This is a genomic window from Vreelandella janggokensis (assembly GCF_031451615.1).
In the GTDB taxonomy this organism is placed as follows: Bacteria; Pseudomonadota; Gammaproteobacteria; order Pseudomonadales; family Halomonadaceae; genus Vreelandella; species Vreelandella janggokensis.
Genome location: NZ_JARWAJ010000003.1, coordinates 304,546 through 329,830, shown reverse-complemented (window position 1 = coordinate 329,830; position 25,285 = coordinate 304,546). Strand labels below are relative to the sequence as shown.

Annotated in this window: 28 protein-coding genes; 18 read left to right on the top strand and 10 right to left on the bottom strand. The window is 52.7% G+C overall.

From position 1 onward, the window contains the following. The first annotated feature begins 5 nt into the window (after positions 1-5). Positions 6-1,271 (top strand): inorganic phosphate transporter, encoded by a 1,266-nt coding sequence (locus QC816_RS11170; RefSeq protein WP_085918123.1) that lies wholly within the window; start codon positions 6-8, stop codon positions 1,269-1,271. Positions 1,272-1,441: 170 nt separating this feature from the next. After that, complete coding sequence (gene argA / locus QC816_RS11165) at positions 1,442-2,758, top strand: amino-acid N-acetyltransferase (RefSeq protein ID WP_309782231.1); 1,317 nt, start codon at positions 1,442-1,444, stop codon at positions 2,756-2,758. Here argA and QC816_RS11160 read toward each other — a convergent pair. Further along, positions 2,755-3,609 carry an SDR family oxidoreductase gene (locus QC816_RS11160; protein ID WP_199284718.1) on the bottom strand — a complete coding sequence of 285 codons (855 nt, stop codon included), beginning with the start codon at positions 3,607-3,609 and terminating at the stop codon, positions 2,755-2,757. The genes argA and QC816_RS11160 overlap by 4 nt on opposite strands. A gap of 355 nt (positions 3,610-3,964) precedes the next feature. Between QC816_RS11160 and QC816_RS11155 the strand changes: the two genes are divergently transcribed. Continuing rightward, entirely contained in the window at positions 3,965-4,117 is a 153-nt protein-coding gene (locus tag QC816_RS11155; protein ID WP_176243645.1) for a hypothetical protein, read from the top strand. Positions 4,118-4,155: 38 nt separating this feature from the next. Here the strand turns inward: QC816_RS11155 and xseA are convergent, their stop codons facing one another. Together xseA and QC816_RS11145 are read right to left on the bottom strand one after the other, a co-directional pair. Beyond that, positions 4,156-5,499, bottom strand: a complete 1,344-nt coding sequence (gene xseA, locus QC816_RS11150; RefSeq protein ID WP_309782228.1) for an exodeoxyribonuclease VII large subunit — start codon at positions 5,497-5,499, stop codon at positions 4,156-4,158. 3 nt (positions 5,500-5,502) lie between these two features. Then, a complete protein-coding gene (locus QC816_RS11145; protein ID WP_254902858.1) occupies positions 5,503-6,096 on the bottom strand; it encodes a DsbA family oxidoreductase in 594 nt (197 codons plus the stop codon). A 170-nt stretch (positions 6,097-6,266) separates the two neighbouring features. On the opposite strand from QC816_RS11145, the gene guaB reads away from it, so the two are divergent. From guaB to QC816_RS11120, 5 genes are all read left to right on the top strand, one after another. After that, positions 6,267-7,736 carry an IMP dehydrogenase gene (gene guaB / locus QC816_RS11140; protein ID WP_085918118.1) on the top strand — a complete coding sequence of 490 codons (1,470 nt, stop codon included), beginning with the start codon at positions 6,267-6,269 and terminating at the stop codon, positions 7,734-7,736. Between the two features lie 89 nt (positions 7,737-7,825). Next, the gene (guaA, locus tag QC816_RS11135; protein WP_309782225.1) at positions 7,826-9,403 is read left to right on the top strand and encodes a glutamine-hydrolyzing GMP synthase; all 1,578 of its coding nucleotides are present in this window, start codon (positions 7,826-7,828) and stop codon (positions 9,401-9,403) included. A 139-nt stretch (positions 9,404-9,542) separates the two neighbouring features. Then, the gene (locus QC816_RS11130) at positions 9,543-10,196 is read left to right on the top strand and encodes a hypothetical protein (RefSeq protein WP_309782223.1); all 654 of its coding nucleotides are present in this window, start codon (positions 9,543-9,545) and stop codon (positions 10,194-10,196) included. Continuing rightward, positions 10,193-10,741, top strand: coding sequence for an ImmA/IrrE family metallo-endopeptidase (locus QC816_RS11125; protein WP_309782221.1), 549 nt, complete (start codon positions 10,193-10,195; stop codon positions 10,739-10,741). The genes QC816_RS11130 and QC816_RS11125 overlap by 4 nt, the downstream gene beginning before the upstream one ends. Beyond that, complete coding sequence (locus QC816_RS11120; RefSeq protein ID WP_309782218.1) at positions 10,738-11,802, top strand: beta family protein; 1,065 nt, start codon at positions 10,738-10,740, stop codon at positions 11,800-11,802. Before QC816_RS11125 ends, QC816_RS11120 begins: the two co-directional genes overlap by 4 nt. On the opposite strand, the gene QC816_RS11115 is transcribed toward QC816_RS11120, so the two are convergent. From QC816_RS11115 to QC816_RS11105, 3 genes are read right to left on the bottom strand one after another with little or no spacing between them, the layout of a single operon-like run. Further along, positions 11,782-12,405, bottom strand: a complete 624-nt coding sequence (locus tag QC816_RS11115) for a sce7726 family protein (protein ID WP_309782216.1) — start codon at positions 12,403-12,405, stop codon at positions 11,782-11,784. The two genes, QC816_RS11120 and QC816_RS11115, sit on opposite strands and share 21 nt — an antisense overlap. Before the next feature lie 58 nt (positions 12,406-12,463). Further along, on the bottom strand, positions 12,464-13,108 hold the full coding sequence (locus tag QC816_RS11110; RefSeq protein ID WP_309782214.1) for a hypothetical protein: 645 nt from the start codon (positions 13,106-13,108) through the stop codon (positions 12,464-12,466). Positions 13,109-13,142: 34 nt separating this feature from the next. After that, the gene (locus QC816_RS11105) at positions 13,143-14,033 is read right to left on the bottom strand and encodes an EamA family transporter (RefSeq protein ID WP_309782213.1); all 891 of its coding nucleotides are present in this window, start codon (positions 14,031-14,033) and stop codon (positions 13,143-13,145) included. A 100-nt stretch (positions 14,034-14,133) separates the two neighbouring features. Between QC816_RS11105 and QC816_RS11100 the strand changes: the two genes are divergently transcribed. The 3 genes from QC816_RS11100 (at position 14,134) to QC816_RS11090 (ending at position 16,874) form a co-directional block, all read left to right on the top strand. Beyond that, a complete protein-coding gene (locus QC816_RS11100) occupies positions 14,134-15,051 on the top strand; it encodes a LysR family transcriptional regulator (protein WP_309782211.1) in 918 nt (305 codons plus the stop codon). Between the two features lie 82 nt (positions 15,052-15,133). After that, the gene (locus tag QC816_RS11095; RefSeq protein ID WP_309782208.1) at positions 15,134-15,955 is read left to right on the top strand and encodes a type IV toxin-antitoxin system AbiEi family antitoxin domain-containing protein; all 822 of its coding nucleotides are present in this window, start codon (positions 15,134-15,136) and stop codon (positions 15,953-15,955) included. Continuing rightward, entirely contained in the window at positions 15,939-16,874 is a 936-nt protein-coding gene (locus QC816_RS11090) for a nucleotidyl transferase AbiEii/AbiGii toxin family protein (RefSeq protein WP_309782207.1), read from the top strand. The genes QC816_RS11095 and QC816_RS11090 overlap by 17 nt, the downstream gene beginning before the upstream one ends. On the opposite strand, the gene QC816_RS11085 is transcribed toward QC816_RS11090, so the two are convergent. After that, positions 16,867-17,733 (bottom strand): LysR family transcriptional regulator, encoded by an 867-nt coding sequence (locus tag QC816_RS11085; RefSeq protein ID WP_309782205.1) that lies wholly within the window; start codon positions 17,731-17,733, stop codon positions 16,867-16,869. The two genes, QC816_RS11090 and QC816_RS11085, sit on opposite strands and share 8 nt — an antisense overlap. An 89-nt stretch (positions 17,734-17,822) precedes the next feature. Between QC816_RS11085 and QC816_RS11080 the strand changes: the two genes are divergently transcribed. From QC816_RS11080 to QC816_RS11070, 3 genes are all read left to right on the top strand, one after another. After that, entirely contained in the window at positions 17,823-19,055 is a 1,233-nt protein-coding gene (locus QC816_RS11080) for an MFS transporter (RefSeq protein WP_309782203.1), read from the top strand. A 391-nt stretch (positions 19,056-19,446) separates the two neighbouring features. Further along, positions 19,447-20,979 (top strand): C69 family dipeptidase, encoded by a 1,533-nt coding sequence (locus tag QC816_RS11075; protein ID WP_309782201.1) that lies wholly within the window; start codon positions 19,447-19,449, stop codon positions 20,977-20,979. Between the two features lie 159 nt (positions 20,980-21,138). After that, a complete protein-coding gene (locus QC816_RS11070) occupies positions 21,139-22,020 on the top strand; it encodes an alpha/beta fold hydrolase (protein WP_309782199.1) in 882 nt (293 codons plus the stop codon). Positions 22,021-22,097: 77 nt separating this feature from the next. Here the strand turns inward: QC816_RS11070 and QC816_RS11065 are convergent, their stop codons facing one another. Then, entirely contained in the window at positions 22,098-22,280 is a 183-nt protein-coding gene (locus QC816_RS11065) for a hypothetical protein (RefSeq protein ID WP_309782198.1), read from the bottom strand. A gap of 77 nt (positions 22,281-22,357) precedes the next feature. Here QC816_RS11065 and QC816_RS11060 point away from each other — a divergent pair, with 77 nt between their 5' ends. The 4 genes from QC816_RS11060 to QC816_RS11045 all read left to right on the top strand — a co-directional run bounded on the left by QC816_RS11060 (position 22,358) and on the right by QC816_RS11045 (position 24,563). Beyond that, complete coding sequence (locus tag QC816_RS11060) at positions 22,358-22,762, top strand: NUDIX hydrolase (protein ID WP_309782195.1); 405 nt, start codon at positions 22,358-22,360, stop codon at positions 22,760-22,762. Positions 22,763-23,051: 289 nt separating this feature from the next. Next, on the top strand, positions 23,052-24,026 hold the full coding sequence (locus tag QC816_RS11055; protein WP_309782193.1) for an Rpn family recombination-promoting nuclease/putative transposase: 975 nt from the start codon (positions 23,052-23,054) through the stop codon (positions 24,024-24,026). A 109-nt stretch (positions 24,027-24,135) separates the two neighbouring features. Next, on the top strand, positions 24,136-24,327 hold the full coding sequence (locus QC816_RS11050) for a hypothetical protein (RefSeq protein WP_309782191.1): 192 nt from the start codon (positions 24,136-24,138) through the stop codon (positions 24,325-24,327). Beyond that, positions 24,324-24,563 (top strand): PIN domain-containing protein, encoded by a 240-nt coding sequence (locus QC816_RS11045; protein WP_309782189.1) that lies wholly within the window; start codon positions 24,324-24,326, stop codon positions 24,561-24,563. Before QC816_RS11050 ends, QC816_RS11045 begins: the two co-directional genes overlap by 4 nt. A 24-nt stretch (positions 24,564-24,587) precedes the next feature. Here QC816_RS11045 and QC816_RS11040 read toward each other — a convergent pair whose 3' ends face one another. Beyond that, the gene (locus QC816_RS11040; RefSeq protein ID WP_309782188.1) at positions 24,588-24,887 is read right to left on the bottom strand and encodes a type II toxin-antitoxin system RelE/ParE family toxin; all 300 of its coding nucleotides are present in this window, start codon (positions 24,885-24,887) and stop codon (positions 24,588-24,590) included. After that, positions 24,887-25,135 carry a type II toxin-antitoxin system ParD family antitoxin gene (locus QC816_RS11035; protein ID WP_066321408.1) on the bottom strand — a complete coding sequence of 83 codons (249 nt, stop codon included), beginning with the start codon at positions 25,133-25,135 and terminating at the stop codon, positions 24,887-24,889. The genes QC816_RS11040 and QC816_RS11035 overlap by 1 nt, the downstream gene beginning before the upstream one ends. Positions 25,136-25,285: the final 150 nt, after the last annotated feature.

The following is a 25,285-nucleotide window of genomic DNA, read 5'->3' as shown; positions in this document are numbered from 1 at the left end:
GCGTTATGCAGATCATTGCTCAGCACGGTGATATTTTTATCATCCTGGCCTGTCTTTTCGGCTTTTTCATGGCCTGGGGCGTGGGGGCCAACGACGTGGCCAACGCCATGGGTACCTCGGTCGGCTCCAAGGCCATCACCATCAAACAGGCAATCCTGATTGCCATTGTGTTTGAGTTTCTAGGTGCCTGGCTTGCGGGCGGCGAAGTCACCAATACCATCCGCAAGGGCATTATCGATCCTGAACTGCTGCAGGGGGAACCACAACTGCTGGTGTACGGCATGTTGTCGGCGCTGCTGGCAGCGGCCACCTGGCTGTTGGTTGCCTCGATGAAGGGGTGGCCGGTTTCGACCACTCACTCTATCGTGGGTGCGATTGTCGGCTTTGCAGTGGCAGGCCTGGGGGCCGAGGCCGTCGACTGGGGGGCGGTCGGTAGTATCGCCGCGAGTTGGCTGGTGTCGCCGCTATTGGCCGGTACGGCCGGTTTCGTGCTGTTTAAGTCGGTCCATCACCTGGTGTTTGAAGACCGCAACCCACTGGCAGCCGCCAAGCGTTATCTGCCCGCCTATGTGTTCCTGGTAGGCTTTGTCGTCTCCATGGTCACCATGACCAAGGGCCTGAAACACGTTGGCCTGAATCTTTCGTTTGGCCAGAGCCTGGTGATCTCGTTGATCCTGGGCGGGTTGCTCGCCGGTGTCGGTGTCTTGATGGAACGCCGTGTGAAGTACGTAGAAAGCAGCGATGATCACTTTGGCTATGCCAACGTGGAGCGCGCTTTTGGTGTGTTGATGATCTTTACCGCCTGCGCCATGGCCTTTGCGCACGGCTCTAACGACGTGGCCAACGCGGTTGGCCCGCTGGCGGCGGTGATCAGCGTGGTGCAAACCGGTGGTGAGATTGGCGGCTCGGCGCTGGTCCCCTGGTGGGTACTGGTACTAGGCGGTGGCGGTATCGTGGCCGGTCTGGTGACCTACGGTCATAAAGTGATTGCCACCGTGGGTACAGGCATCACCGAGCTGACGCCTAGCCGCGGCTTTGCTGCGACCCTGGCGGCGGCCACCACCGTCGTGCTTGCGTCAGGCACCGGCTTGCCGATTTCCACTACCCATACCCTGGTTGGTGCCATTCTGGGGGTTGGCCTGGCGCGCGGCATGACGGCGCTCAACCTGCGGGTGATCGGTACGATCGCCATGTCGTGGTTGATTACGCTGCCCGCAGGCGCGGCGCTCTCCATTCTGTTCTTCTTTATGTTCAAGGGTATGTTCGGTTAAGCGGCGAGGGCAGTACAACTGACCCGGCACGCCAACGCCTGGTACCCCAAAGCGGCATCTTCTTTATGCATAAGTGCATTAGAAGGTGCCGCTATTTTTTGTGCTCTGGTAAAGTAACCGTAGTTATTAACCAGAGTTCTTCCATTCACCTGCTGCCGGAGAGCGGCCCCTTGGATACACGCTTCCCCTTTGTCGACTGGTTTCGTAATGCCTCCCCCTATATCAATGCGCACCGGGGGCGAACCTTTGTCATCTTGATCGAAGGTGAAGCCATGGCGTCTGGCCGAGGGGAGCAGTTGATCCAGGACCTGGCGCTGCTGCATACGCTGGGCGTGCGTCTGGTGGTGGTGTTTGGCATTCGCCCCCAGGTGCACGAGGCGCTGAGTGCGGCGGGGGTTGAACCGACGCGCCTCAACGGCCGCTGGGTCGCCGACCGCGCGGTTATGGCGCATGTGGAACAGGTGGCTGCCCATCAGCGCCTGTGGCTGGAGGCGCGGCTTTCGCTGGGCCTGCCCAGTACGCCGCTGCATGGCGTGGAGCTAAGCGTGATTTCCGGCAACCTGGTGACCGCCAAACCGTTGGGCGTGCGCGAAGGGGTGGATTTCGACCACAGCGGTGAGGTACGCCGAGTGCGCGCCAGCGCCATTGAAGGGTTGCTGGAAAAAGGCTCGCTGGTGCTGTTGCCGCCGCTGGGGTTTTCCAGCACCGGCGAGGTATTCGACCTGGATGCTTCCGAAGTGGCCCAACATGCCGCGGTGGCGCTCAAGGCCGACAAGCTGATTCTGCTGGGCGAGTCCGAAGGTCTGGCAGACGAGCAGGGTGCACTGCTGCGCCAGCTGTCTCCCGCCGATGCCGAGCCGCGCATCCAGCATGCCGCGCCGGGCAGTGAACTGGCCCGCCATCTCAACGCCGCCTGTACCGCCGCGCGGGAAGGCGTGGCCCGCACTCACCTGCTTTCCTGGCGCAATCACGATGCCTTGCTGGGAGAACTCTTCACCCGCGACGGTGTGGGTACCATGATTACCCAGCACCGCTATGAACAGCTGCGCCCGGCCACGCTCAACGATGTGGCGGGCCTGTTGGAGCTGCTGGAGCCGCTGGAAAACCGGGGCATGCTGGTGGCACGCTCACGCGAGCGGCTGGAGCACGAAATCGATGACTACATGGTGATTGAGCGCGACGGCATGGTGATCGGTTGCGCGGCGCTGCATGTCTTCCCTGATACGGGCGTGGCCGAACTGGCCTGCGTAGCGGTGCATACCAATTACCGCGGTGGCGAACGCGGTGAGCGTCTGGTCGAGGCGCTGGAGCGCCGTGCCCGCCAGCGCGCGGTGCAGGAGATGTTTGTGCTGACCACCCACACGGCGCACTGGTTTGTGGAGCGGGGCTTCCGCGCCGCCAGCCTTGAAGAGCTGCCGACGCTGAAGCGTGAAACCTACAACCACGCGCGTAAATCCAAGGTGCTGGTCAAAACGCTGGCGAGTTAGGTATTGAGGATCACACCGCCGTTCAGATGCATTGTTTGTCCGGTCATGTAGGACGACTCTTCGCTTGCCAGATACACATAGGCAGGCCCCATTTCGCTGGGCTGGCCAGCGCGCTTCATCGGCACTTGGCCGCCAAATCCGGCGACTTTATCGTCGTCGAAGCTGGCGGGAATCAGCGGCGTCCATACCGGCCCGGGGGCAACGGCGTTGACCCGAATGCCGCGGTCCATCAGCGACATTGCAAGCGAGCGCACCAGGCCCTGAATCGCCCCTTTGGTGGCGGTGTAGTCGATCAGCGTGTCGTTGCCCTTGAAGGCGTTGATCGACGAGGTGGCGATGATCGTATCGCCCTCGCTCATGTGGGGTAGCGCGGCCTTGGTCATGTAAAAGTGGCTGAACAGGTTAGTTTGAAAGGTACGCTGCAACTGGTCGTCGGGGATCTCGGTAATATCGCGCCAGTCGTACTGCTCAGCCGCGTTATTGACGACGATATTGAGCTTGCCGAATTCTTTCAGGGCGCGCTTCACAATCTCACGGCAGAAGCTGGGAGCTCCTACGTCTCCTTTCACAACCAGGCAGCGACGGCCTTCAGCCTCAACCAGTCGTTGGGTTTCTTTGGCATCTTGGGTTTCCTTCAAATGCACGATCACGCTGTCGGCGCCTTCGCGTGCATAGTGCACTGCCACCGCGCGGCCAATACCGCTGTCGCCGCCGGTAATGATTGCCACTTTATCCAGCAGCTTGTCGGCACCTCGGTAGCTTTCGCGAATAAACTCGGGTTCCGGGTGCATGATGTGTTCGTCGCCCGGTTGTTTAGCTTGATGCTGAGGGGGTTGTTGCTGATTGCTCATGTGCGGTCACTCCTTTGTTGGCACAAACATCAAAAAGTAAGATGCAGCAGGTGCCGGCCTCCTTGGACACCCGTTTTTTAATGTAGACCCGGCTCGTCAGTAGGGGCAAACCGGGGCATCTACCGCATGGCGTAAGCCGGAATCCACGACGATAGTGACAGTCGATGTGCCTTATTTAGTTTGCTAATCACCCTGCTGAATACCATGATTCTTATATGGCATTGTTTTTAAATTGTTTTTTAATTCGAAGGGGATGGGTGGGCGAGAGGTGCTTAATTGCAAGTTACGCGTGACGCACTACAGTGAAGACAGGCAACGTAATGCCGAGCACCATTAACCGTAAGGAGTACGCGTTATGTCTCATCCCGACAGGAAAGACGAGAAATCACCCAAACCTCAGGACGAACACTACAGTGAAGCCAATCCGATGCCGGATACGCATCATGTAAACCCTGAGTCCGAAGACTCGCCCCAGAAACCGGGCAAGGACAGGCAAAAAGACAAGTAGTAAGCCAGGTTGATCCCCTCAACTCAGCCATCGCGGCGCTACCCCTTGTAGCGCCGTTTTACTTCCACGCTGAGTTGGCCTTCGCCCAGACGCAGCTTGAGCTTCTGCCCCGGCGAGGTATCGTCCGCACGCCGCACGATCTGACCCTGCTCGTCCTGGGCGATGGCGTAGCCACGGCCCAATACCGCGAGCGGGCTGATGGCATTCAACTCCCGGGCGGCGCTGGTTAACCGCGCCTGGCGGCTTTCCAGCTGGCGCTGCATGGCCGCGCTCAAGCGGCGTTGAAGCTGACTGACCCGCTCGCTTTCCACGCGGTGCAAACGTGCCATATCCTGGCTGGCCAGGCGCCGGCTCAATTGCGATACCTGCGCTTTCTGCTGGGTGAGCGTGTGCTGCATGGCGCGGCTCAAGCGTTGGTGCAGCGCGGTTAAATACTGGCGCTGACGATTGAGCTGCTCGCCGGGATGGCGCAGTTTGGCGCGCAGGGTATCCAACCGCTGACTGTCCCGCTCCAGGCGCGCCTGCATGGCCCGCATCAATCGGTTTTCATGGTGCTCAAGCTGGCGCTTGAGGGTGTGCTGGTCCGGCACCAGGCGCTCGGCCGCGGCGGAAGGCGTGGGCGCACGCATGTCGGCGGCAAAGTCTGCCAGGGTGATATCCACCTCGTGACCCACCGCCGACATCACCGGCAGCCGAGAGTGAAAAATCGCCCGCGCCAGGTGCTCGTTGTTGAACGCCCACAAATCTTCCAGACTGCCGCCGCCGCGGGTGATCAGGATGGCATCGCGTTCCGGGTCCAGCCGCGCCTGACGATTGAGCAGGGCCAGCGCCGAGATCATCGCAGGCGCCGCCTCGGCCCCCTGTACCGGCACCGGAATCAGCGTGACATCCGCCAGCGGCCAGCGGGCGGCCAATACCGCCAATACGTCACGAATCGCCGCGCCCGTCGCCGAGCTTAAAATCAACAGCTTGCGCGGCGGAAAGGGCAGGGGGCGGGCGTTGGCAAACACGCCTTCACCGTCGAGCTGGGCTTTTAAGCGCTCGAACGCCGCCAGCAGTTCGCCCAGCCCCGCGGCCTGAACGGCCTCGGCAATCAGTTGGTAATCGCCACGGGGCTCGAACAGCGACACCCGCCCGCGCAGCTTGACCTGGTCGCCGTCGCGCATCGGCGCCGACACAAACCGTGCCCGCTGACGAAACAGCGCACAGCGGATCTGCGCCCGGTCATCCTTCAGGGTGAAGTAAACATGCCCGGACGCCGGGCGCGAGACGTTGGAAAGCTCACCCTCTACCCACACCTCGCCCACGTCGCGCTCGAGTGTCTGCTTGGCGCGCTGATTGAGCTGACTGACGGAAAGCGCCTGGGGCGTGGCAGAGGACATAGGTTAAGCGCGCTCGGTGAGGAAGTGTTTCAGCGCCGCCGGGTCGGGGACGCCCTGGATGGTTTCACCGTCGATGATCAAGGTGGGCACCGACTGAATGCGCGCTTCTTCCATGGCGTGGCGCAGCGCCGCCTGGTGCTGCTCGCGGTAGCGGCCCTCGGCAAGCGCATCGAGCACCGCCTGGCGTTCCAGGCCGACGGAGTCGGCAATGTCGGCCAGCACGTCCGGGTCGCCAATATCGCGTTCCTGCTGGAAGAACGCCTTCAACGTTGCCATCGAATAGGCGTGGCCCAGGCCGTGCTCTTCAGCCATGGCGAAGACTTCAAAGGCCTTGTCGGTGCGCGGCTGCGGCGAAATATTGGGCAGCTTGATGGGCACACCCAGTTTTTCAGCCATGGGGTAGACCGCCTCGCGCCACACTTTAGGCAGGTACGGGTCTTCGACCTTCAAGGTGGGCACCGGCGCCGGGCGTAGCTCGAACGGGCGCCATTGGATGTCGACGTCCAGGCCTTTGGTGGCCTCGGCAAGCACCTCTTCGGCCAGCAGGCAGAAGGGGCAGACGTAATCGCTGTAAACAATGATTTGCTGGGTCAACATGCACCCCTTGGGTCGGTAAATGAATCGGTTATCAGGCTACCACCAATCGTCATTATCCATTGGTATAAGCGTAATGGCGTCTCTGCATTGCTGGGACGGCCCTCTACCCGTTATAATGGGGGATTAACTTTTCACGCCCCGTCTTCCACTTCAAATTGGGTGTTGCCGCTATGCTACGTATGGCTCAAGAAGCACTTACGTTCGACGACGTACTCCTCCTGCCCGGTTATTCGGACGTTCTCCCCAAGAATGTTAACCTTAAAACCCGCCTGACCCGCAATCTCTCGCTTAACATTCCGCTTGTCTCCGCCGCGATGGACACGGTGACCGAAGCGCGGTTGGCGATTGCCATGGCGCAGGAAGGTGGCATTGGTATCATTCATAAAAGCATGACCATGTCGCAGCAGGCCGCTGAAGTGCGCAAGGTGAAGAAGCACGAAAGCGTGATCGTTAAAGACCCGATTACCGTTAGCCCCAAAGCCAAGCTCGAAGACCTGCTCGCCATGGCGCGCGAGTACGGGTTCTCCGGTTTCCCGGTGGTCGAGGGCGAAACCCTGGTGGGTATTGTGACCGAGCGCGACATGCGCTTCCAGCCCAACCACGGCGACAGCGTGGCCGACATCATGACCCCCCGCGATCGGTTGGTCACCGTGCCGGAAGGCACCCAGCTTGAAGAAAGCAAAGCCAAGATGCGCGAACACCGCATCGAAAAGATGCTGATCGTTGACGACGCCTTCCACCTGCGCGGCCTGGTGACTTTCCAGGACATCGAAAAAGCCCGCACCTACCCGATGGCCGCCAAGGACAGCGATGGCCGTTTGCTGGTCGGCGCGGCTGTTGGTACTGGCCCGGAAACCCCGGACCGCATCGCGGCGCTGGCCGAAGCCGGTGTGGACGTGATCGTGGTAGACACCGCTCACGGCCACTCCGAAGGCGTGATTGATCGTGTGCGCTGGATCAAGGAACACTTCCCTGCCATTCAGGTGATTGGCGGTAACATCGCCACCGCCGCCGCCGCCAAGGCACTGGCCGAAGCGGGCGCCGATGCGGTGAAAGTCGGCATCGGCCCCGGTTCTATCTGCACCACGCGGATCGTCACAGGCGTGGGTGTACCGCAAATCACCGCCGTCTCCAACGTGGCAGAAGCGCTCAAAGAGTTCGACATTCCGCTGATTGCCGACGGCGGCATCCGCTTCTCCGGCGACCTTTCAAAAGCCATTGCCGCTGGCGCAAGCGCGGTGATGGTGGGCGGCCTGCTGGCCGGTACCGAAGAAGCCCCGGGCGAAGTGGAGCTTTACCAGGGCCGTACCTACAAAGCCTACCGCGGCATGGGCTCCATGGGTGCCATGTCCGAGAATCAGGGCAGTGCCGACCGCTACTTCCAAGATAAAGCCGAAGGTGCCGAAAAGCTGGTGCCGGAAGGCATCGAAGGCCGCGTACCTTACAAAGGCGTGATGGGCGCCATCGTCCACCAGCTGATGGGCGGCCTGCGTGCCTCCATGGGTTACACTGGCTGCAGCACTATTCAAGAGATGCGCACCAAGCCGGAGTTCGTGAAAATCACCGGCGCTGGCTTTAACGAATCCCACGTCCACAACGTGCAGATCACCAAGGAAGCGCCCAACTACCGGGTGAGCTAACCAGCGCTTTAGTTCAATAGCGGCGGGCATGGCTCGCCGCTTGCTTTTTGGCCTTACCGTGGCCCCGCCCCGCTTAACGAGATACCGCCATGAGTGACATTCACGCCCACAAGATCCTGATTCTCGACTTCGGCTCCCAGTACACCCAGTTGATTGCCCGCCGGGTTCGCGAAATCGGTGTGTATTCCGAAGTTCGCGCCTTCGATATCACCGAAGAAGAGATCCGCGAGTACAACCCCAACGGCATCATCCTTGCCGGTGGGCCGGAATCCGTCACCGAGCTGGATTCCCCGCGTGCGCCGCAGTGCGTGTTTGACATGGGCCTGCCGGTCTTTGGCATTTGCTACGGCATGCAGACCATGGCCGAGCAGCTGGGCGGCAAGGTGGAAGGCTCCAACCAGCGCGAATTCGGCTACGCCCAGATCCGTCTGGACGAGCCCACCGCGCTGTTCAACGACATCAAGGACCACGTCGACCATGAGACCGGCAAAGCGTTGCTGGACGTATGGATGAGCCACGGCGATAAAGTCGCCCAGGCGCCGGACACCTTCACCGTGACCGCTTCCACGCCGAGCTGCCCGATTGCCGCCATGGCCTGGGAAGAGAAACAGTTCTACGGCGTGCAGTTCCACCCGGAAGTGACCCACACCCTACAGGGCCAGCGCATTCTCGAGCACTTCGTGCTGGATATCTGCCAGGCCGAAAAGCTGTGGACCCCCGCGCAGATCATCGAAGACCAGGTACAGCGCGTTCGCGAGCAAGTGGGTGACCGCCACGTGCTGCTCGGCCTCTCTGGCGGCGTGGATTCTTCCGTCGTCGCTGCGCTGCTGCACAAGGCAATTGGCACCCAGCTGACCTGCGTCTTCGTGGACAACGGCCTGCTGCGCAAGGCGGAAGGCGACCAGGTAATGGAAACCTTCGCCAAGCACATGGGCGTGAAGGTCATCCGTGTGGACGCCGAAGACCTGTTCCTCGACAAGCTCAAGGGCGAAAACGACCCGGAGGTGAAGCGTAAGATCATCGGCAACACCTTCATCGACGTGTTCGATGATGAAGCCAGTAAAATCGAGGATGTGGACTTCCTCGCCCAGGGCACCATCTACCCGGACGTGATCGAATCCGCCGCCTCCAAGACCGGCAAGGCCCACGTGATCAAATCCCACCACAACGTGGGAGGCCTGCCGGAAACCATGAAGCTCAAGCTGGTCGAGCCGCTGCGCGAGCTGTTCAAGGATGAAGTGCGCAAACTCGGCCTGGAGCTCGGCCTGCCCTACGACATGGTCTACCGCCACCCCTTCCCGGGGCCGGGCCTAGGCGTGCGCATCCTCGGCGAAGTCAAAAAAGAGTACGCCGACATCCTCCGCGAAGCCGACGCCATCTTCATCGAAGAGTTGCGCAATTCAGGCTGGTACGAAAAAACCAGCCAGGCCTTCGCCGTGTTCCTGCCAGTGAAATCCGTCGGCGTGGTCGGCGACGGCCGCCGCTACGAATGGGTCATCGCGCTACGCGCGGTAGAAACCATCGACTTCATGACCGCCCGCTGGGCGCACCTGCCCTATGAGCTGCTGGAGAAGGTTTCCAACCGGATTATCAATGAGTTGGAAGGCGTCTCCCGCGTCACCTATGACGTTAGTAGTAAGCCGCCTGCTACTATTGAGTGGGAGTGAGTGGTTACTCACAAAAGCTGTTTAAAAAACCCACCGAAAGGTGGGTTTTTTATAAATTGTACTTCGGATTGTTGCCAGTATGTGATTACATCCATTAATCTGTTACTTTTCCGTGCAAAGTATTTTCTTGAGGGTTTTTATGTTGGGAGGAAAAGATTTTTGCACTAAAAAACTTGCTTTTTTAATTAGCTTGCTAACATCATTGGTGGCTGCGGTCGCCTTGTTGGCGTTTTTTGTGTTCTTTGCTTCACCAGGGCTAGTGAATAAGGTAATCGGATTTAATTTTTATTCATTATATTCTGGTTTTTTTGAATGTAAAGCAGGTGGGTGTCAATATCTATCTGGTCCAATGAATAACTTTGAAGATGTTGGTGTGGAAGATGTTTGGGCTTTTCAAACTTCGTTGTATCAAACTGTAATAACTTTTTTGATTGCAATAAATGGCTTGATTGCCGCTCTTTCAATAATGTACATAAAAAGTAATTCTGAAGAAAAAGCTGAAGATGCCGCTAAAAATTATGTTAAAGGTGAGGGTTTTGGTGCTTTTATTGATAAAAAGCTTTCAAAAATAAGTAAGAAGAAATTGAAGCAGGTTCAGAAAGACTATTCTAGTACTGTGGAAGAGCTTGAGTTTAAGATTTATGATATGAATGATGTGGAGATTAAAGTTAAACGTTTGGAAAACGAAAATAATGAGTTAAAAAGACAGATTGGCATTATATCGAAAAAAATAGCTGAGCTTGACAGTTCTGAATCGGATGGAAATAGTCTTGAGTTAAATAGGGGCAAATGAATATGGCGTTTATTAGAAAAGGTGCAGTAAAAGAGAGAAAAGTCCCTGAGTTTGAGAACCTTTCTGCTCCTGAAGATTTGGTTAAATTAGCAGAAGAGAAGGGAGTTAATACTAACCCAATAAATGTATCCGAGTTAGCTCAAGTGCTAGGTGTCTTAGTGAGATTCGAGCCTCTTCCAGATGATACGTCAGGAAGTTTGGTTAAGGATAAGCGCTCTGGAAGCTGGATTATGACAGTTAATTCATTACATCATCCACATAGACAAAGATTCACTATTGCACATGAGATTGCTCATCGGATATGCCATGCAGCGAATAGTGATAGCTTTGAGGATAAAACGTTTTTTAGAAACGGTGAGTCAAACTGGATGGAGGCCGAAGCTAATCAGTTTGCAGCTACCTTATTAATGCCTGAGAGTGAGTTTGTGAGCTATATAGATAACATCTCTTCTAAGGTGGAAGACTTAGCTAAGCATTTTCAAGTTTCTTCCATGGCGGTACGAATAAGAGCAAAAGTTTTGGGTTATGAAGGTCATAATTTATGAATAAATTTTTATACTTTCCGATGATAAAAACTAGAGATTCCGAGTTGCGCTGTTTTGCCAATATTAAAGAAGGTGACTTTAATGATTTGTTGCCAATTTATGAGTTGACTAAGTCTAGGAAAACGAAAAAAACTCCTGACGGCGATATTTATCGACGCATGAAGCAGATTGGGGCCATTCAAAATGGCAGGCCTTTCATTCTTGATTTGTGCACGGATCCTAAGTATATAAATCCCCAGATTGAGCAGCTTCTATCTCCTCATTTCGGCTTTAAAGACTGGCAGTATTTCGTATTTGATTTACACAATGAATTAAATATTATACCTATGATTCATATTTATGAAGATCAAGGTGGAGTTGCAGAGGAAGTTGAGGCTTTTGTCGATGCGGCATCTCAAAGAACTCCCTTTTTAGCAGTTCGTCTTCCTTATGATTTGGGCAGAGAGGATGTGGCGCGTTATTTAGAGCCAATCATTAGTGCATTGAAAAATGGATGTAAAATTTATGTTGTTTTAGATGCTGGATTTGTTAGAAACGATCCTGTCTCTGATATTGTGGATGAATTTCTTGATAGTTATGAAGGTTTAGTTGATTTAAAATATGGCATTGAAGATGTTGTTATAATGTCTACCAGTTTTCCCTCAACTCCTGCAAAAGAAGGTGGCGGTGATTCTAAGGGGCAATTTGATATTTTTGAAGAAAATATTTATCAAGGAGTGGTAGAAGAGCATAACGTTAAATATGGTGACTATGTTTCTATCAATACTGAGCAAATTGAGATAAAAGGGGGAACTTTTGTTCCTAGGATAGATGTGGCTGCGGAAAATGGTTTTAGTTTTTCCTATAAGCGGTATAGAAGAAATAGAGGCGGTTATGTACTGTGTGCAAAAGAAACAATAAAAGATACAGGAAATTATACACCATTGGGAACTTGGGCTGATGAAGAGATAAAATTGGCCGCAAATGATTCCCCATCAGGTATTAGCCCTGCTTTTTGGATTTCTGTTAGAATGAATTATTATATTGAAACTAGGCTTAGATTAAGAAGATCTTCGAACTAATTTTTCTGGTGATTTTTTTGTGAGTGTATAAATGTCATCTTTGCTTATTTTTTCTCCTTTTTCGATTTTTACTAAATAAGAAGAGGTTCTATATTTTTTGTCGAAGTCTAGTCTTGACCACCTTCGGATATCTTCTAATGAGTAAATAGAAGATATATGTTTACATAATTCATGTTTCGATTTTATTTTTTTATCTTTTGCTTTTTCTTTTAAGGATTTCACATCTAATGTACTGCAAAGTGTAATTTTATTATGCATTTTAAAGTTCTTTGATTTTCGAACCCATGAAATACTGCTTTGTGATGCAACTAATATCCCTACTGATTTCGGTGTTTTTTTTCTTACTTCCTTAAGATTTGTTTTTTCACAAACAACGAAGCAATAATCAAAGAAAGACTTGTAGCTATCAAGTTGATAGTCAAGTCTGGATATATTGTCTTTGGCTGTTTTTATTTCATATGCAGTCAATTTTCCTGAGTTTGATAAAACGAGATCAGCCCGTCTTTCTCCAAATTGAAATGGCACTTCTAAGCCCATGATATAATCTTGATAAGTATTTGTAATGTGATCTGCTAGGTTTACTTTTATATCAATTTCTTTCATTAGCCAGGCATCCATTGCTTTAGAAGTAGTTTCAATAGTTTGTTTTATATGTGAGTGATTAATCTTTGGGTAGCATATCTGATCCATGTTTTTCTATAAGTGCTCCTATGCGCTCCAGTCTTTTGGATCTTAAAAATTGTTGCATTGTTTCATAGCACAACCATGCAAATACAATACTTCCAAAAACTAGCAATATTGCTACAGGAAGAGATATAAGCCCTATGTTTTGGAGAGGTAACGAGCCAAAGAACATCCCTACGGCTAAAAGATAGAAAGTAAAAGAAATCCAACGCCATTTTTCTGGTGCTTTACTGTCGGGGAATTTATAAGGTTTTGTTCTCTTTTGGAGTTTGTTTTCTTTATAAATAACTTCTCCTTTGAGTCTCCTTAAGTCTTCAAGTGTTTCTATTGCGCTATCAGACTTAAATGCAAGGTTCACTAGGCGATGATTTATTTGATAGCCGCAATAAATTTTAGTTAAATATTCTAGTTTTGCTTTATTTGTACAGTGGTCAGGCTGCTCTATATACTTTTCATAGGTTGAGCATATATTTTCAAAGATATGTAGGCTGTTTTTTTGTTTTTTATATTTCCAATCGGGGATCTGATGTAGGAATATACGTGTCCAAGCAAATAAAGCTGCAGCTACAGCACCTGAAAACATTACTATGGAAATAATAGGAGTGAAAATTTCGTTTAACATTAAGGTCGCTTTTAAGTTGTGCCGTTATCTACAATTAAATTTTAAAATAGTAAGCTGTTGAGTTTGTTAATTTATTGTAAACGCTTTGACCACTCCCCGCCACTACCAACACCGTCGCTAGAAGCGATAGCGCTATCCCCACAGCAGATGTGCCGCTAATCCTTTCCCTGCGCACCAGTGAGCCAAACACGACGGGAGTCAGCGGGTACATCGACACAATCACAATGCTGATAATGGCAAGTTGCCCCTGCCGTGATAGCGTATAGAGCGTAAGCCCCAGTGCGCTGATGCCGCCTGCCACCGTGGCGAAAAGCGGAAAGCGTTTTTGTGCTGGCTTGGCGCGTTGGTAAAACGGTAGTAAACACACGGCTCCGCTTAGCATGCATAGGGCGATGCCATATAACGCAGCGTGGTTGGGCACCTGCCCAAGAAAGTGCAGCTGCAGGGCAAACCCCAAGCCTGCACCCAAACCAAAGAGCAGGCCTGTTTGGGTCATGCTGTTCATCTGCTTGTTGTTTATCCGGTTGCCGCCCGCCGTTAGCCAGATAGCGGGCAGGGCGATCATCACACCGAGCCATACCCAGGCGTTGGGTCGCTCGCCAAGAAACACCAGCGATAGCGCAAGGGCGATGGTCACCATCGAGACAGCACTAACGGGCACCACGAGAGCAAAGGGCGCCTGCGACAAGCCTTTGTAAAGCAGCAATGCGCCCAGGGCCGAGCCAAGGCCAGCCAGTGCGCCCCATTGCCAAGCGGCTGGCTCCCATGTGGAAAAGAGCAGCGCGCCAGCGAGGCTGACAAGCGCTCCGCCCAAGTGGGTATAAAAACCAATATTAAGCGGCGGGTAAAAACGAGCGAGCAAGCCATTGATGAAGTGGGTACTGCCGAGCAATAACATGGCGGTAAGCGCAAGGGCGATGGACATGCGGCTTCCAGGTTAGGATGATAAATGGAATGGCCAGCCTATAAGGCGCTCGCGTGCGGGCGGAAACCCAGTTAACTCATGGTCACCATGAGGAGATGTGATGATTAAAGGCGCAGACATCACCATTGCCCAACTGCGTGTATTACTCACCGTGGCAGAGGAGCAATCCTATACACGTGCTGCCGCGCGCCTTGGCGTTAGCCAGTCCGGCGTTAGTCACTTGATGCAGGCGTTAGAAAAACTGGCCGGTGGCCCGCTTATTTCAAAAGCCGCGGAAGGTTTGGAGCTAACGGCCTTGGGTGAGTTAGTGCTTGCTAGCGCCAGGAAGGTGGTGGGAGAGCTTCAGGTATTAAACCAGCAAGTGGCCCAGTTCCATGATGAGGTGGATGAAACGCTGAAAATTGGCGTCATACCCAGTGCGCTAGCGGGATGGTTATCGCCGCAACTTTCGAGCTTAGCAAGCCGCTACCCGGAGGCCATTAGCCTTGTACTGGAAGGCATGGAGGAAGAGATAAAGGAGTGGGTGGAAAGCGGCGTAGTCAACATGGGTGTGACGACCGATGTGACGCAGCTTAATGTCACCTACTGGCGTGAGCACTTTGATTGGCAGCGGTTAAAACAAGACGAGATTGTTGCCGTACTGTCCGAAAATCACCCACTCAGCAAACAAGCCAGCGTGACGGTGGCACAGTTAGCAGAGCACCCGCTTGTTATGTCGTCAGGCGGTTGTGAGGCGCTTATCCAGCAGATATTTGCCCACTCATTGGAAGAGGTCGAAACCTTCCAGGTGGATTTTTGGGTACGCGATACCCGCACGTTATTGCAGATGGTTGCTGGCGATGTCGGGGTTAGTTTTGTGCCCACATTGGCGTTAAACAATATGCCAATGGCGAAAGTTGTCACGTTGCCATTATCCCCTCGACGTGACCGGAACCTGATTGCTTTCTGGCCTAAACGGCAGCCGCTGAATTCCGTGGGTAAGCAACTCTTGAAAGCGTGTTCAAGATATAGCCAATAGGCTCACTAATAGTGATCAAAAAACCTTTTCTGTAAACCACGCTTCACTAGACAGAGTTCTTGAAAGCCGTATTATGTTCACTATGAGTGAACAAAAATCGTCAAAATTAAACCAGTTGCTAGCCAGCCTCGGAGACTCTGATTTAGTCTCCAGCCGCTGGCTGCAGGCGCATGGCTATTCGAGAAGCCTTGTGGCGCGCTATGTCTCCAGCGGTTGGCTGGTGTCTCCGGCACGTGGCGTCTATCTGAGAAAGGGAGGGCGGCTGCAGTGGCAGGGCGTATTGCGAAGCCTGCAAGAGCGCGAGGGCCTGGCATTATACGCCGGTGGGCGTTTCGCGTTGGCAATGCAAGGGTATGAGCACTACCTGCGCCTGGGCGAAGCAGCCACAATAACGCTTTATGGGGATGCCCGTCCGCCCGGCTGGCTCAGACAATTGGCACTGCCTGAACGATTTGAGTTCTGCGGCAAGCCTCCCTTTGACTGGCCGTTGTCTGATTTCACTGAGGATACGCAGAAGGGTCAGCTATCTGAGCAGGGCCTTAAGCGGCAAGAGGTGCTTTCTGGTGCGGGAACCATCGTTTGTTCTACACCAGAGCGCGCGATACTGGAGCTTTGCGATGGCCCCGCTGGGGCGGCGCTGGTCTACGAAGCTGATACGCTCATGCAGAGTTTGGCAACACTGAGCCCAAGGCGAGTGACGGGGTTGCTGCGCCATTGCAGCAGCATCAAGGCAGCGCGACTGTTTCTCGCCTTGGCGGATCGGTACCAGCATGCATGGCTAAAACGAATCTCGTTAGAGGGGGTGGATCTCGGCAGCGGTAAACGCGTTCTGGTGCCCGGTGGTCGTTTACACCCGACTTATCAGATCACGTTACCGAGGGACTTGGATGAGCACTTGGGATAAACGCTACACCGACCGCGTACAGCTACTTGTAGATATTCTCCCAGTGTTGTCACTGGAGCCTCGCTTTGCGTTGAAGGGCGGAACGGCGATCAATCTGTTCGAGCACGATCTCCCTCGATTATCAGTGGATATCGATCTTACATGGCTGCCGACCCACGGTTTCGCTGAAGACGCCGCCGCGATTGATAATGCGCTGAACATGCTGGCTGATGCGTTACGGACTCAATCAAAAACAATGCATGTGCAGTCGTCGGCGACTCAAGGCAGTCAAGGTGTCACGCGGTTGATTGTCAGCCGCGGCAGGGCACTTGTGCAGATTGAAACCACACCAGTAATGCGGGGCACGGTGCATCCAGTGCGTGAGATGGATGTTCGGCCGGTGGTGGAGGAGGCGTTTGGGTTTGCTTCTGCACAGGTGCTGAGTTTTGCCGATTTGTATGCAAGAAAACTGGCAGCAGCATTATCGCGTCAGCACCCACGCGACTTGTTCGATGTAGGACTATTACTGGATGACAAGCGAGCTGATAGGACGCTTTGGTACACATTCCTGGTCTATTTGACCTGTAGTCCAAAACCCGCCTGGGAAATTCTTGAGCCGCAGATGCCTAAGGATTTTGAAGATATTTTTCAGGCTCATTTTAAGGGCATGACGTCGGAGCCTGTCACTGCGCATGAGCTACTGAAGTATCGGGAACGGCTATTGGTACGTCTTGCTGAGTGGATAGATGAGCCTTCGCAAGAATTTCTGTTCTCCATCGAAGATGAGCAGCCGGAATTTGGTCTGATTGGTCTGCCCCAGGCTCGCGAACTGCCCGGTGTTAAACGTAAGTTGCAGAATTTGAGTCGTCGTTCCGAGGATAAACGCCGGGCAGACAGGCTTCAATTAGAACAAGCGTTGTCGCGGCTTTGGCCTAAGTAATTACATTGCAGCGAGCACGCACATAGTTAAGAAACTCGGTCACGGTTTGAGAGGTTCTTAAATCGGTATGCATCAGTCCCCACATGGTCGTGCTCAATTCAGGGATGATAGGGCTGATTCGTTTGATGCCCGCGCCTTCTTTTTCCAGATACGTCGGTAACACCGCTGCATAGTCGTAATTAGCGACCATGAAATAATCCATAAGAATCGAGTTGCTTTTTAATAGTCGGTTGTTAAGCAGGTTGTTTTTGGAGAACCACTTGCTGAGCTGTGGGTATTGCATTTCCGTATTGGGCGCAATCCACGAAATATCGCTTTCCAGCCAGTCAGTATGTTTGCTCTTTTGTGAAACATAGACAGCCTGGTCAATAGGCAGGATTTTCTTGCCGATAAGCGTTTCGTTCGGGTTGACCACAGGGCGAAATGCGATATCTGCGTCACGAGCTTCCAGGCTCATGAGTTTATTACTGACGATGACGCTTATATTCAGCTCTTTGTATTGGCAATTGAAGTCGTGAATGATATTGCCCAACAGACCATACATTAATGTATCTGTGGTAGTGACTGTCAGGTTGCCGGATAATGTTTCTTTGGCAGAGTAAAGTTTTCGCTGAGCATAAAGCACTTGTTTTTCGATTTCCTCTGCACTTCTCACCAGCTCTAATCCGGCAAGTGTTGGCACATAAGCATTATCTTCACGATGGAAGATCTTTACGCCACATTTGCCTTCAATGTTAGCCAGTTGCCTGTAGATGGTGGCTTGGCTGACATGGAGCTTGCTTGCGGCTTGTTTAAGTGCTTTCTCTTCAGCGATCGCGAGAACAACTTTAAAGTCATCCCACTTTAGATTCTCAATCATGAAAAACTCGTTCTCATTAATGATGGTTTACATGCTAGTCATGGGTGGATAGCGTTTCAATAAACTCTTTAACAGAAATTAATATTGCCATGAGTGAAACGCAACAAGCTTTTCCACTGATTTCTTCACAGCAGAAATTCAATGCCATTCTGGTTGCCGCTCTGTGTGTTGTCACGGCCGGTAGTTATGTCACCTTGTCGGGGTTGTTGACGTCACAGCTGATTGAGGAGCTTGGCTGGTCGTCTCTGAATACGACCTTTGGCATCACCATCAATATGATCCTTTATGGTGCGACGGCACCCTTCGCCATTCATTTGATGGAAAAGCATGGGATCAAGAAAATTGTCATCGCAAGCCTTGTGATACTGTTGGCCGGTGCTTTGGTCTGTACGCTGAATTCAAAAATAATATTCAATCTTGCATGGGGTGTTTTGGTTGGGCTGGGGTGTGGCGCGTTAACGATGTCCTTTGGCGCTCTCTTTGCTCGCTCCTGGTTTGAGAAAACGGGCTTGCCAACAGGTATATTGACGGCCTCCTCGGTGACGGGGCAATTTGTGTTACTCCCCATGTGGGCCAAGCTGGCTGATGAGTTTGGCTGGCGAGCGCCGTTAATAGGCTGTGTTGCCTTGACCCTGATCACATTGTTAATCGTGTGTTTGCTGCTGAATGAGAAGTTCTCGGCGGTGAGGACGGTGACGGCTCATCATATTAAGCCGAATAGTACATTTCGCGATGTCTTCATCAGCCTGAAAGGATTTGTGAAGAATAAGAAATTCTGGGTAATCGCATTAGCCTTTGGAATGTGTGGCGCTACCACGAATGGCCTGATGTGGAGCAGCTTTACCCCGGCGGCATCGTTAGAGGGGATATCGGTAGCGGAATCATCTTATCTGCTCCTGATAATCGGTCTTTTGAATATACCGGGCACCATTGGAGCAGGGTGGCTTTCAGATAAAATCAATAAGCAGGCGCTGCTGGCCGTTATCTTCTTTTTGCGGGGCGCGAGTTTGATTTGTCTGCCTTTTATTTTGTCGCAACCGGTTGGATGGGAGCTGATAGTCTTTGCCGTCGTGTTTGGCGTATTTGATGTTGCAACGGTGCCTCCGGTGATTACTTTGTGCAACCACATATTTGGTGATCAAGGGCCTTCGGCCTTTAGCTGGATCAACGTGGCTCATCAGGTAGGGGCCGGGTTGGTTGCTTTTTTAGGCGGGTTAATTGCCTTTATGACGGGATCTTATTTCGCATTGTGGTTTATCGCAGGCGGGATTTGTTTCCTTGCCGCTGTGATCGTGCTTAGCCCTTATCATGGTGAGAAGTAATGCTGTTTTACGAATCTTGCGCGCGTGGGCAATAGCATTACGAAGGCTGATAACGCCGCTGTTGGTGCCCTTTCTGCATGTCGCCTACTCTCGGCGAGGATTGATGTCGGCTAGATAGAGCTGACTTTGATCCCGCGTCGCCCCTCCTGACTCTATTTCTGGCACCTATCCGCGACGGCAGCGAGGCGCTTCTGGGCTGCTAGGATAGGTAGGTATGCCGTATTTCTAAAAACATTGCGCAGCATTTGTTAGCGTAGCGCCTGGGTCAGTGGCCGATATCCTATGCCTTGAGCAGAGAGGTTATCGTTGCTGTTTTTTTACCTCTACGTGGTTACCCGAAATACTGCAGTTTTCTATGAATTCAGGAAAGCCATATCAACATGGAGCCAAGATGATGAGAAAACGCTATCCCCTAAAACCGATGATGCTGGCCGTGCCGCTACTCGCGCTTAGCCCAGTAGCCTCGGCAAGCTATGCCTACTATGTAGGCAAAAACCTGACCGACGAGGGCGCCGTCATGATCGGTGGCACCGGTGAGGAAGTCTCCAGCCACTGGTTGGAGATCATGCCTGCCGAAGATCACTCAACTGAAGATACAGTGAGTGTTGGTGTCACCGCTGATGCCGGCATTCCCGGTGAGCTCATCGACATTCCGCAAGCCGAACACACCTTCCGCTACCTGTCGATGTCGTATTCCGACTATGAGGGTTTCCCTGCACCGCTCACCAACGGCGGTATCAATGAGCACGGCGTGGCCGTTCGTGACGTCTGGGCGACCAACCGCCAGGAACTGATCGACATGACGGAGACGCCGCAGCAGGGCCCTCAATACAGCGACTTGGCCAGGCTGGTGCTTGAACGCGCCGAGACAGCCCGGGAAGGTGTCGAACTGATCGGAGCGCTTATTGATCAGCATGGCTACTCCACCTATGGCGGCAATACGCACCTCATCGCCGATGACGAGGAAGGCTGGGTTGTTTGGGAGTTTGCTGGCAGTCAGGGGCTGTGGGCCGCCGAGCGGCTTGGTGATGATGACGTGCGTGTGCTCTACCCCGGCTATATTGAAGACTTCCCTGTCGATTTCGAGAACGACCCAGATTACATGGGCGCCGACAACCTGATTACCTTCGCCGAGGAACAGGGCTGGTATGCAGGCGAGGGTGACTTCAATGTATTTGACGTCTATGGCCGCCAGGATACCCAAGCGCGTACCGGTGGCTACAAATACATGTCCCAAGCGGACATAGAAGAGGCCCTGCGCGACTTGGCGCCGATCACTGAGCGCGAAATGATGGCACAGGTTCGTGATCATCGTATCGCTGACGATGAGGCGGGTTATGGGCAGGTCGCCACCTTGAAGGCCGATACGGACGCCGATATGCAGCAAATCTGGTTAGCGCCCACCGGCTCGTTAGCGGCTCCCTTTATTCCTTGGTGGCTCGGTGTCCAGGAGGTCCCCATGGAATATGGGCAGCACCGCTATCTTTCCAAGGGGGCCGCGTCCACCTTCCTCAACCCCGATTTTCAGGTACAGGAAGCCAGTGATTTTGCGGGCCGTCGCTTCAAGCAGGTCATGTACCTGATGTGCGAACAGCCAGATCGTTTTCACGGCTCTGTTACCGAACTCCTGGAAGGCTTTGAGCAAGATAGCTTCGATGATCTGAGCTGGGTGGAAACATCCGCCAAGACATTGATTGATCAGGGTAAGCGTGACGAAGCCAGGCAGTTGCTCACCTTCTACAGCCAGCAGCGTGCCGATGAGGCCCTCGATCTGGGGGATACGCTAGTCAATTGGCTGAACGCTTCGCTTGAGCTTCGCGATCAGCGCCGCCGCCCAGAGGGCGTTTTGCCTAATGACCAGGGCGGCGAAACCGTCAATTGCCTGGTTGACGCCGACCCGGATAAACCCAGCGATGCTCAGTAACTAGCGCCTGCTTCGGTCGTGAAAAGAAACGCCTCCTCGGCTTGGCGCCGGGGAGGCGTCTATAGGGTTTGTACTCAGAAACTCGGTTAGTGACCATTGATTTTTTAGTACAGCGCCCGAGATTATCTTGGCTATCAACGATGAAAAGGGGGAAAGCGAATGCCTGGACATGATGAAATTGAACTTGGAGGTAAGCCTTTCAAGCATGCAATGGTAGATGCTGGAGATGTCCGTTTGCACACTGTATCAGGTGGCAAAGGCTTTCCAGTTTTGCTAATGGCAGGTTTCCCGCAAAGCTGGTACGCGTGGCGCCGCATCATGCCCATTCTTGCCGACCATTTTTACGTGGTTGCTATAGATTTACCTGGACAAGGTGATTCCGACAAACCTGTGGATGGCTATGATACTTGGACGGCTGGTAATCGTGTCCATGCGTTAGCAAAGGAGCTTGGTTTCGAGCGTTATCACATTGGTGCGCATGATATTGGTTCGTGGGTCGCTTACCCCTTTGTGGCGCGATTCGCCGATGAAGTAGGTCGGTTAGTCTTGCTTGACGCTAATATCCCAGGCCTGACGCTTAAACCAACAGTTGAGGTGGGGCCAAACATCTGGAAGTCATGGCACTTCTTTTTTCACCAAGTACCGGATGTCCCTGAGTTTTTAATCACTGGTCGGGAGAGAAGTTATATCGAGTGGTTCTTCCAGCGGAAAACTTTTAATCCCGCCGGTACTTTCTCAACTGCTGATATAGATGAATATGAGCGCGTCTATAAGCAACCCGGAAACCTACGTGGGGCGCTGGCTTATTATCGTGCAGTGCTTGATGACGCCGAGCAGAACGCGTCATTGGCGGCCAAAAAAATTGAGACGCCAATCTTGGCTTTGGGCGGTGATTTCGGCATGTCGCCTGATATTTATGACGCTATAAAACCATTAGCGACCCATGTGGAAGGTGGTGTCATTCAGAATTGCGGTCATTACATGCCCGAAGAACAGCCGGACGAAATCGCCGCTAAAATGATCAAGTTTTTTAGGGGCTGAATAGTTTGTCTACTGGGCTCCTATCGAGCTCTGTGTGGATGCAATGGCCGATTGACGATACAATTCTTTGTGCAGCTTTAAATACGCTGTTGCCGTAACACCATCACCCCCGCGATTAAAATCATGCCCATACCGAACCAGGTCGTGGCATCGTGCACTTCGCTGAATAGCAGATAGCCCCAAAGGCTGGCAAAGATGAGGTAGGCGTAATCAAAGGTGCCGATCAACGCCGAAGGGGCGATTTGATAAGCCCTTGCCAACCGGTGAACAGGAATGGCGCGCGTTAGGCGGACTTTGCTTAAGAGCCAACTTTTCGTACAAACACCTAGGGAGATTGATGATGCATAATCTCGGGGCATTCGCAGTCATTTTTGACGATGCATCAAGGGTTTTGCTTTGTCATCGAACAGATTTTGATGCATGGAATTTGCCTGGCGGAAAGGTTGAGCGCCTGGAAGCGCCGTGGAAAGCCGCACAGCGTGAAGTTCTGGAAGAAGTTGGCCTTGTCGTGAGAGTTGACCACCTTGTCGGTGTATATTCTGTGCCCGAGCAGGAAACCGTAGCGTTTGCTTTTCTATGCACTCGAATGGGTGGCGCTATTCGTCTTAGCGATGAAGCCGACGATATTCAGTATTTCCACAGAGGCGATCTGCCCCCAAACACATTGCCTCGTAATGTTGAGCGCATCGAAGACGCGTTCAACGTAAGTGGCGGTGCTTCGTTGCGTGTACAAGTCCAATAAGCGCTTGCTGCGGATGGCCCGTGCGCTACGCGCTCGCGCCACCGCTGAAGCCAATCGACATCTAGACTTCCTAGGTTAATAGCTTGGCTATCCGCTACTTCTCCCGTTGCGGTTGTTTAGCCACTGCCCGCCACAATTAGTGCCGTAGCCACGATAGAAAGTGCTATACCCACCATGCCGGTGTCACTTAGGGAGTGCAAGGCGTAACAGGCTCTTCATTATATCTTGTGAATGTATTACGGGGAGATGGACATGGTAATCTGTCTCGTAACGATTGGCAGAGGTCTCCATGGTCAATAATCACCACGATACCGGCTACAAAGAGCTGTTCAGCTATCCGGAGTTTGTTCAGCAACTTATCGAAGGCTTTGCGCCCGCCGAGATTGCCCAATTAATGGACTTTTCTACTCTGAAAAGCCATAGCGGCAACTACATTACGCCTCTGTTCGAAGAAAAAATTGAGGACGTGGTGTGGTCAGTCAACGTCAACTGGCAGGGCATGACCCAAGAGGTGTACCTGTACATCTTGTTGGAGTTTCAGTCCTCGGTAGATCGCACCATGCCGGTTCGGCTGATGCACTATGCTGCTTGCTTCTACAGCGAATTATTCAAGCAGAAGGTCATCACGCCAGGCCAAGGCTTGCCGCCAGTGTTTCCGGTGGTGCTTTATAACGGCTCGGATCGTTGGACGGCATCGCTAGACCTGTATGAAATGATCACCCCGGAACCGCCGGGTCTGCTACAGGTCTACCAGCCACGGATGCGTTATTACCTGGTCGATGAAGGGCGCTATACTGATGAGCAGTTAGGCTTGGTGCAGTCGCCGTTAAGCGGGGTGTTCAGTATCGAGAAGGCCTCCACGAATCGCCAGGGGCTGCAGCAAGCCGTGGACCGAATTGTGGCGATTATTCAGGCGGACCCCCACAAAGAGCGCATCGACAAGATTATTACCCGCTGGCTTAAACGCCATCTACAGCGGCTCGGGGCTGAGGTCGACCTCAATCAGCTCAACAGTTTGGTGGAGGATAAAGACATGTTGGCAGAAAATTTGGAAAACTGGGCACAGCAAGAACGTCAGGAAGGCGAGAAGCTAGGCCTTGTGAAAGGCGAAAAGCTGGGCATCGAGAAGGGCGAAAAGCTGGGTATTGAGAAAACGGCCCGTAATCTGCTCAAGCTGGGAGTGCTGAGTGATGAGCAGATTGCTGAAGCGACTGGTCTGGCGCTGGATGAAGTGGTTGAACTGCGCATCGAAGGTAAGCGCTGACCTGCTCCCATTTTCGTATTTCCGTTTCACGCATAAAACGAAAGGGCAGTTCACGTGACTGCCCTTTATGTATTTGGGGCTGAGGATGGTAGACAGTCGAGCTACGGGCATGATGACGATCAGAAGTATTCCTGAGGAAGCGAGTGCGATTCTGGAAGAAGCCACACGTCCATCAAACCGCCTCAAAATGGGCGATGCCCTGGCAAATTTGACCTGTAACGTCGGGTTGACCAATGAAGATGTTGCAGCCATTGAACAGGTTCGCGACAAGACGCCTGCTGAGCTGATTAGGTTTGAATGATCGTTCTCGATACCAATGTCATTTCCGAGGCGATGAAACCCGAACCTGACCCGGCCGTCAGAGCTTGGCTTAATGAGCAGTCAGCCGCAACACTGTATCTGACGACTGTCACACTGGCTGAGTTGATGTTTGGCATTGCAGCGATTGCCGTATCGCAGGGCTACCAGGTTGCATCTCGCGACATGGCGACATTTGAGGCGGCTAATGTGGGCGTGGTTAACCCTTGGGAGGGCTAGCGGTTCTTGAGGGAGTATTGATGATCAATCGGGCAGAAAATAAGAGACGATATCCATTTCTTTGTGAGGAATGCCGATGATCTCAATGCCCCGTTGGCCAATCAGGTAAAAGATAACATGCTGGCCTTGGGGGTAGCTGTAATAGCCCTCGCTGATGTCTGCGCGATGTTTTCCTGATAGTGGATTTTCTGCGAGCCAGTGAAATCGTTTTTCAAAATCTTTTAGATAGATATTACGTTGGCTCCTGCCCCATTGCCGCTCCGTATAGCGGCCAATATTCTTTAAATCGTCTCTCGCTCTCGGTGTGATATGAAACGAGGGCATTACGTTTCTCTATCCAATTCGTTGATTAGTGAATCCATCGAGAAATCATCCACGAATTCACCAGACCTTGCTTGCTCGGCACCTTGGGCTAGATGAGTACGTAGCGCTTCCATTTTGCTTTTACGCTCCTCCATGGCACGCAACGCGTCACGCACAACCTCACTTGCGGAGCCGTAGCGACCGCTGGAGACCTCGTTTCTGATAAAGACTTCCCAGTGCTCTCCGAGGCTAAGGCTTGTCGTCGCCATGAGTGCTTCCTGTATTCAAAAGTAACAAATTTGAATATAGGTGAGGCTGGCAAGAAAGGCAAGAGAGCCCGCTAGCGAGGGCCGATGCGTATGTATACGGCTGAAACTAATCCTAATCATGAGCCGAATATTAACCATAATCGGCTCACG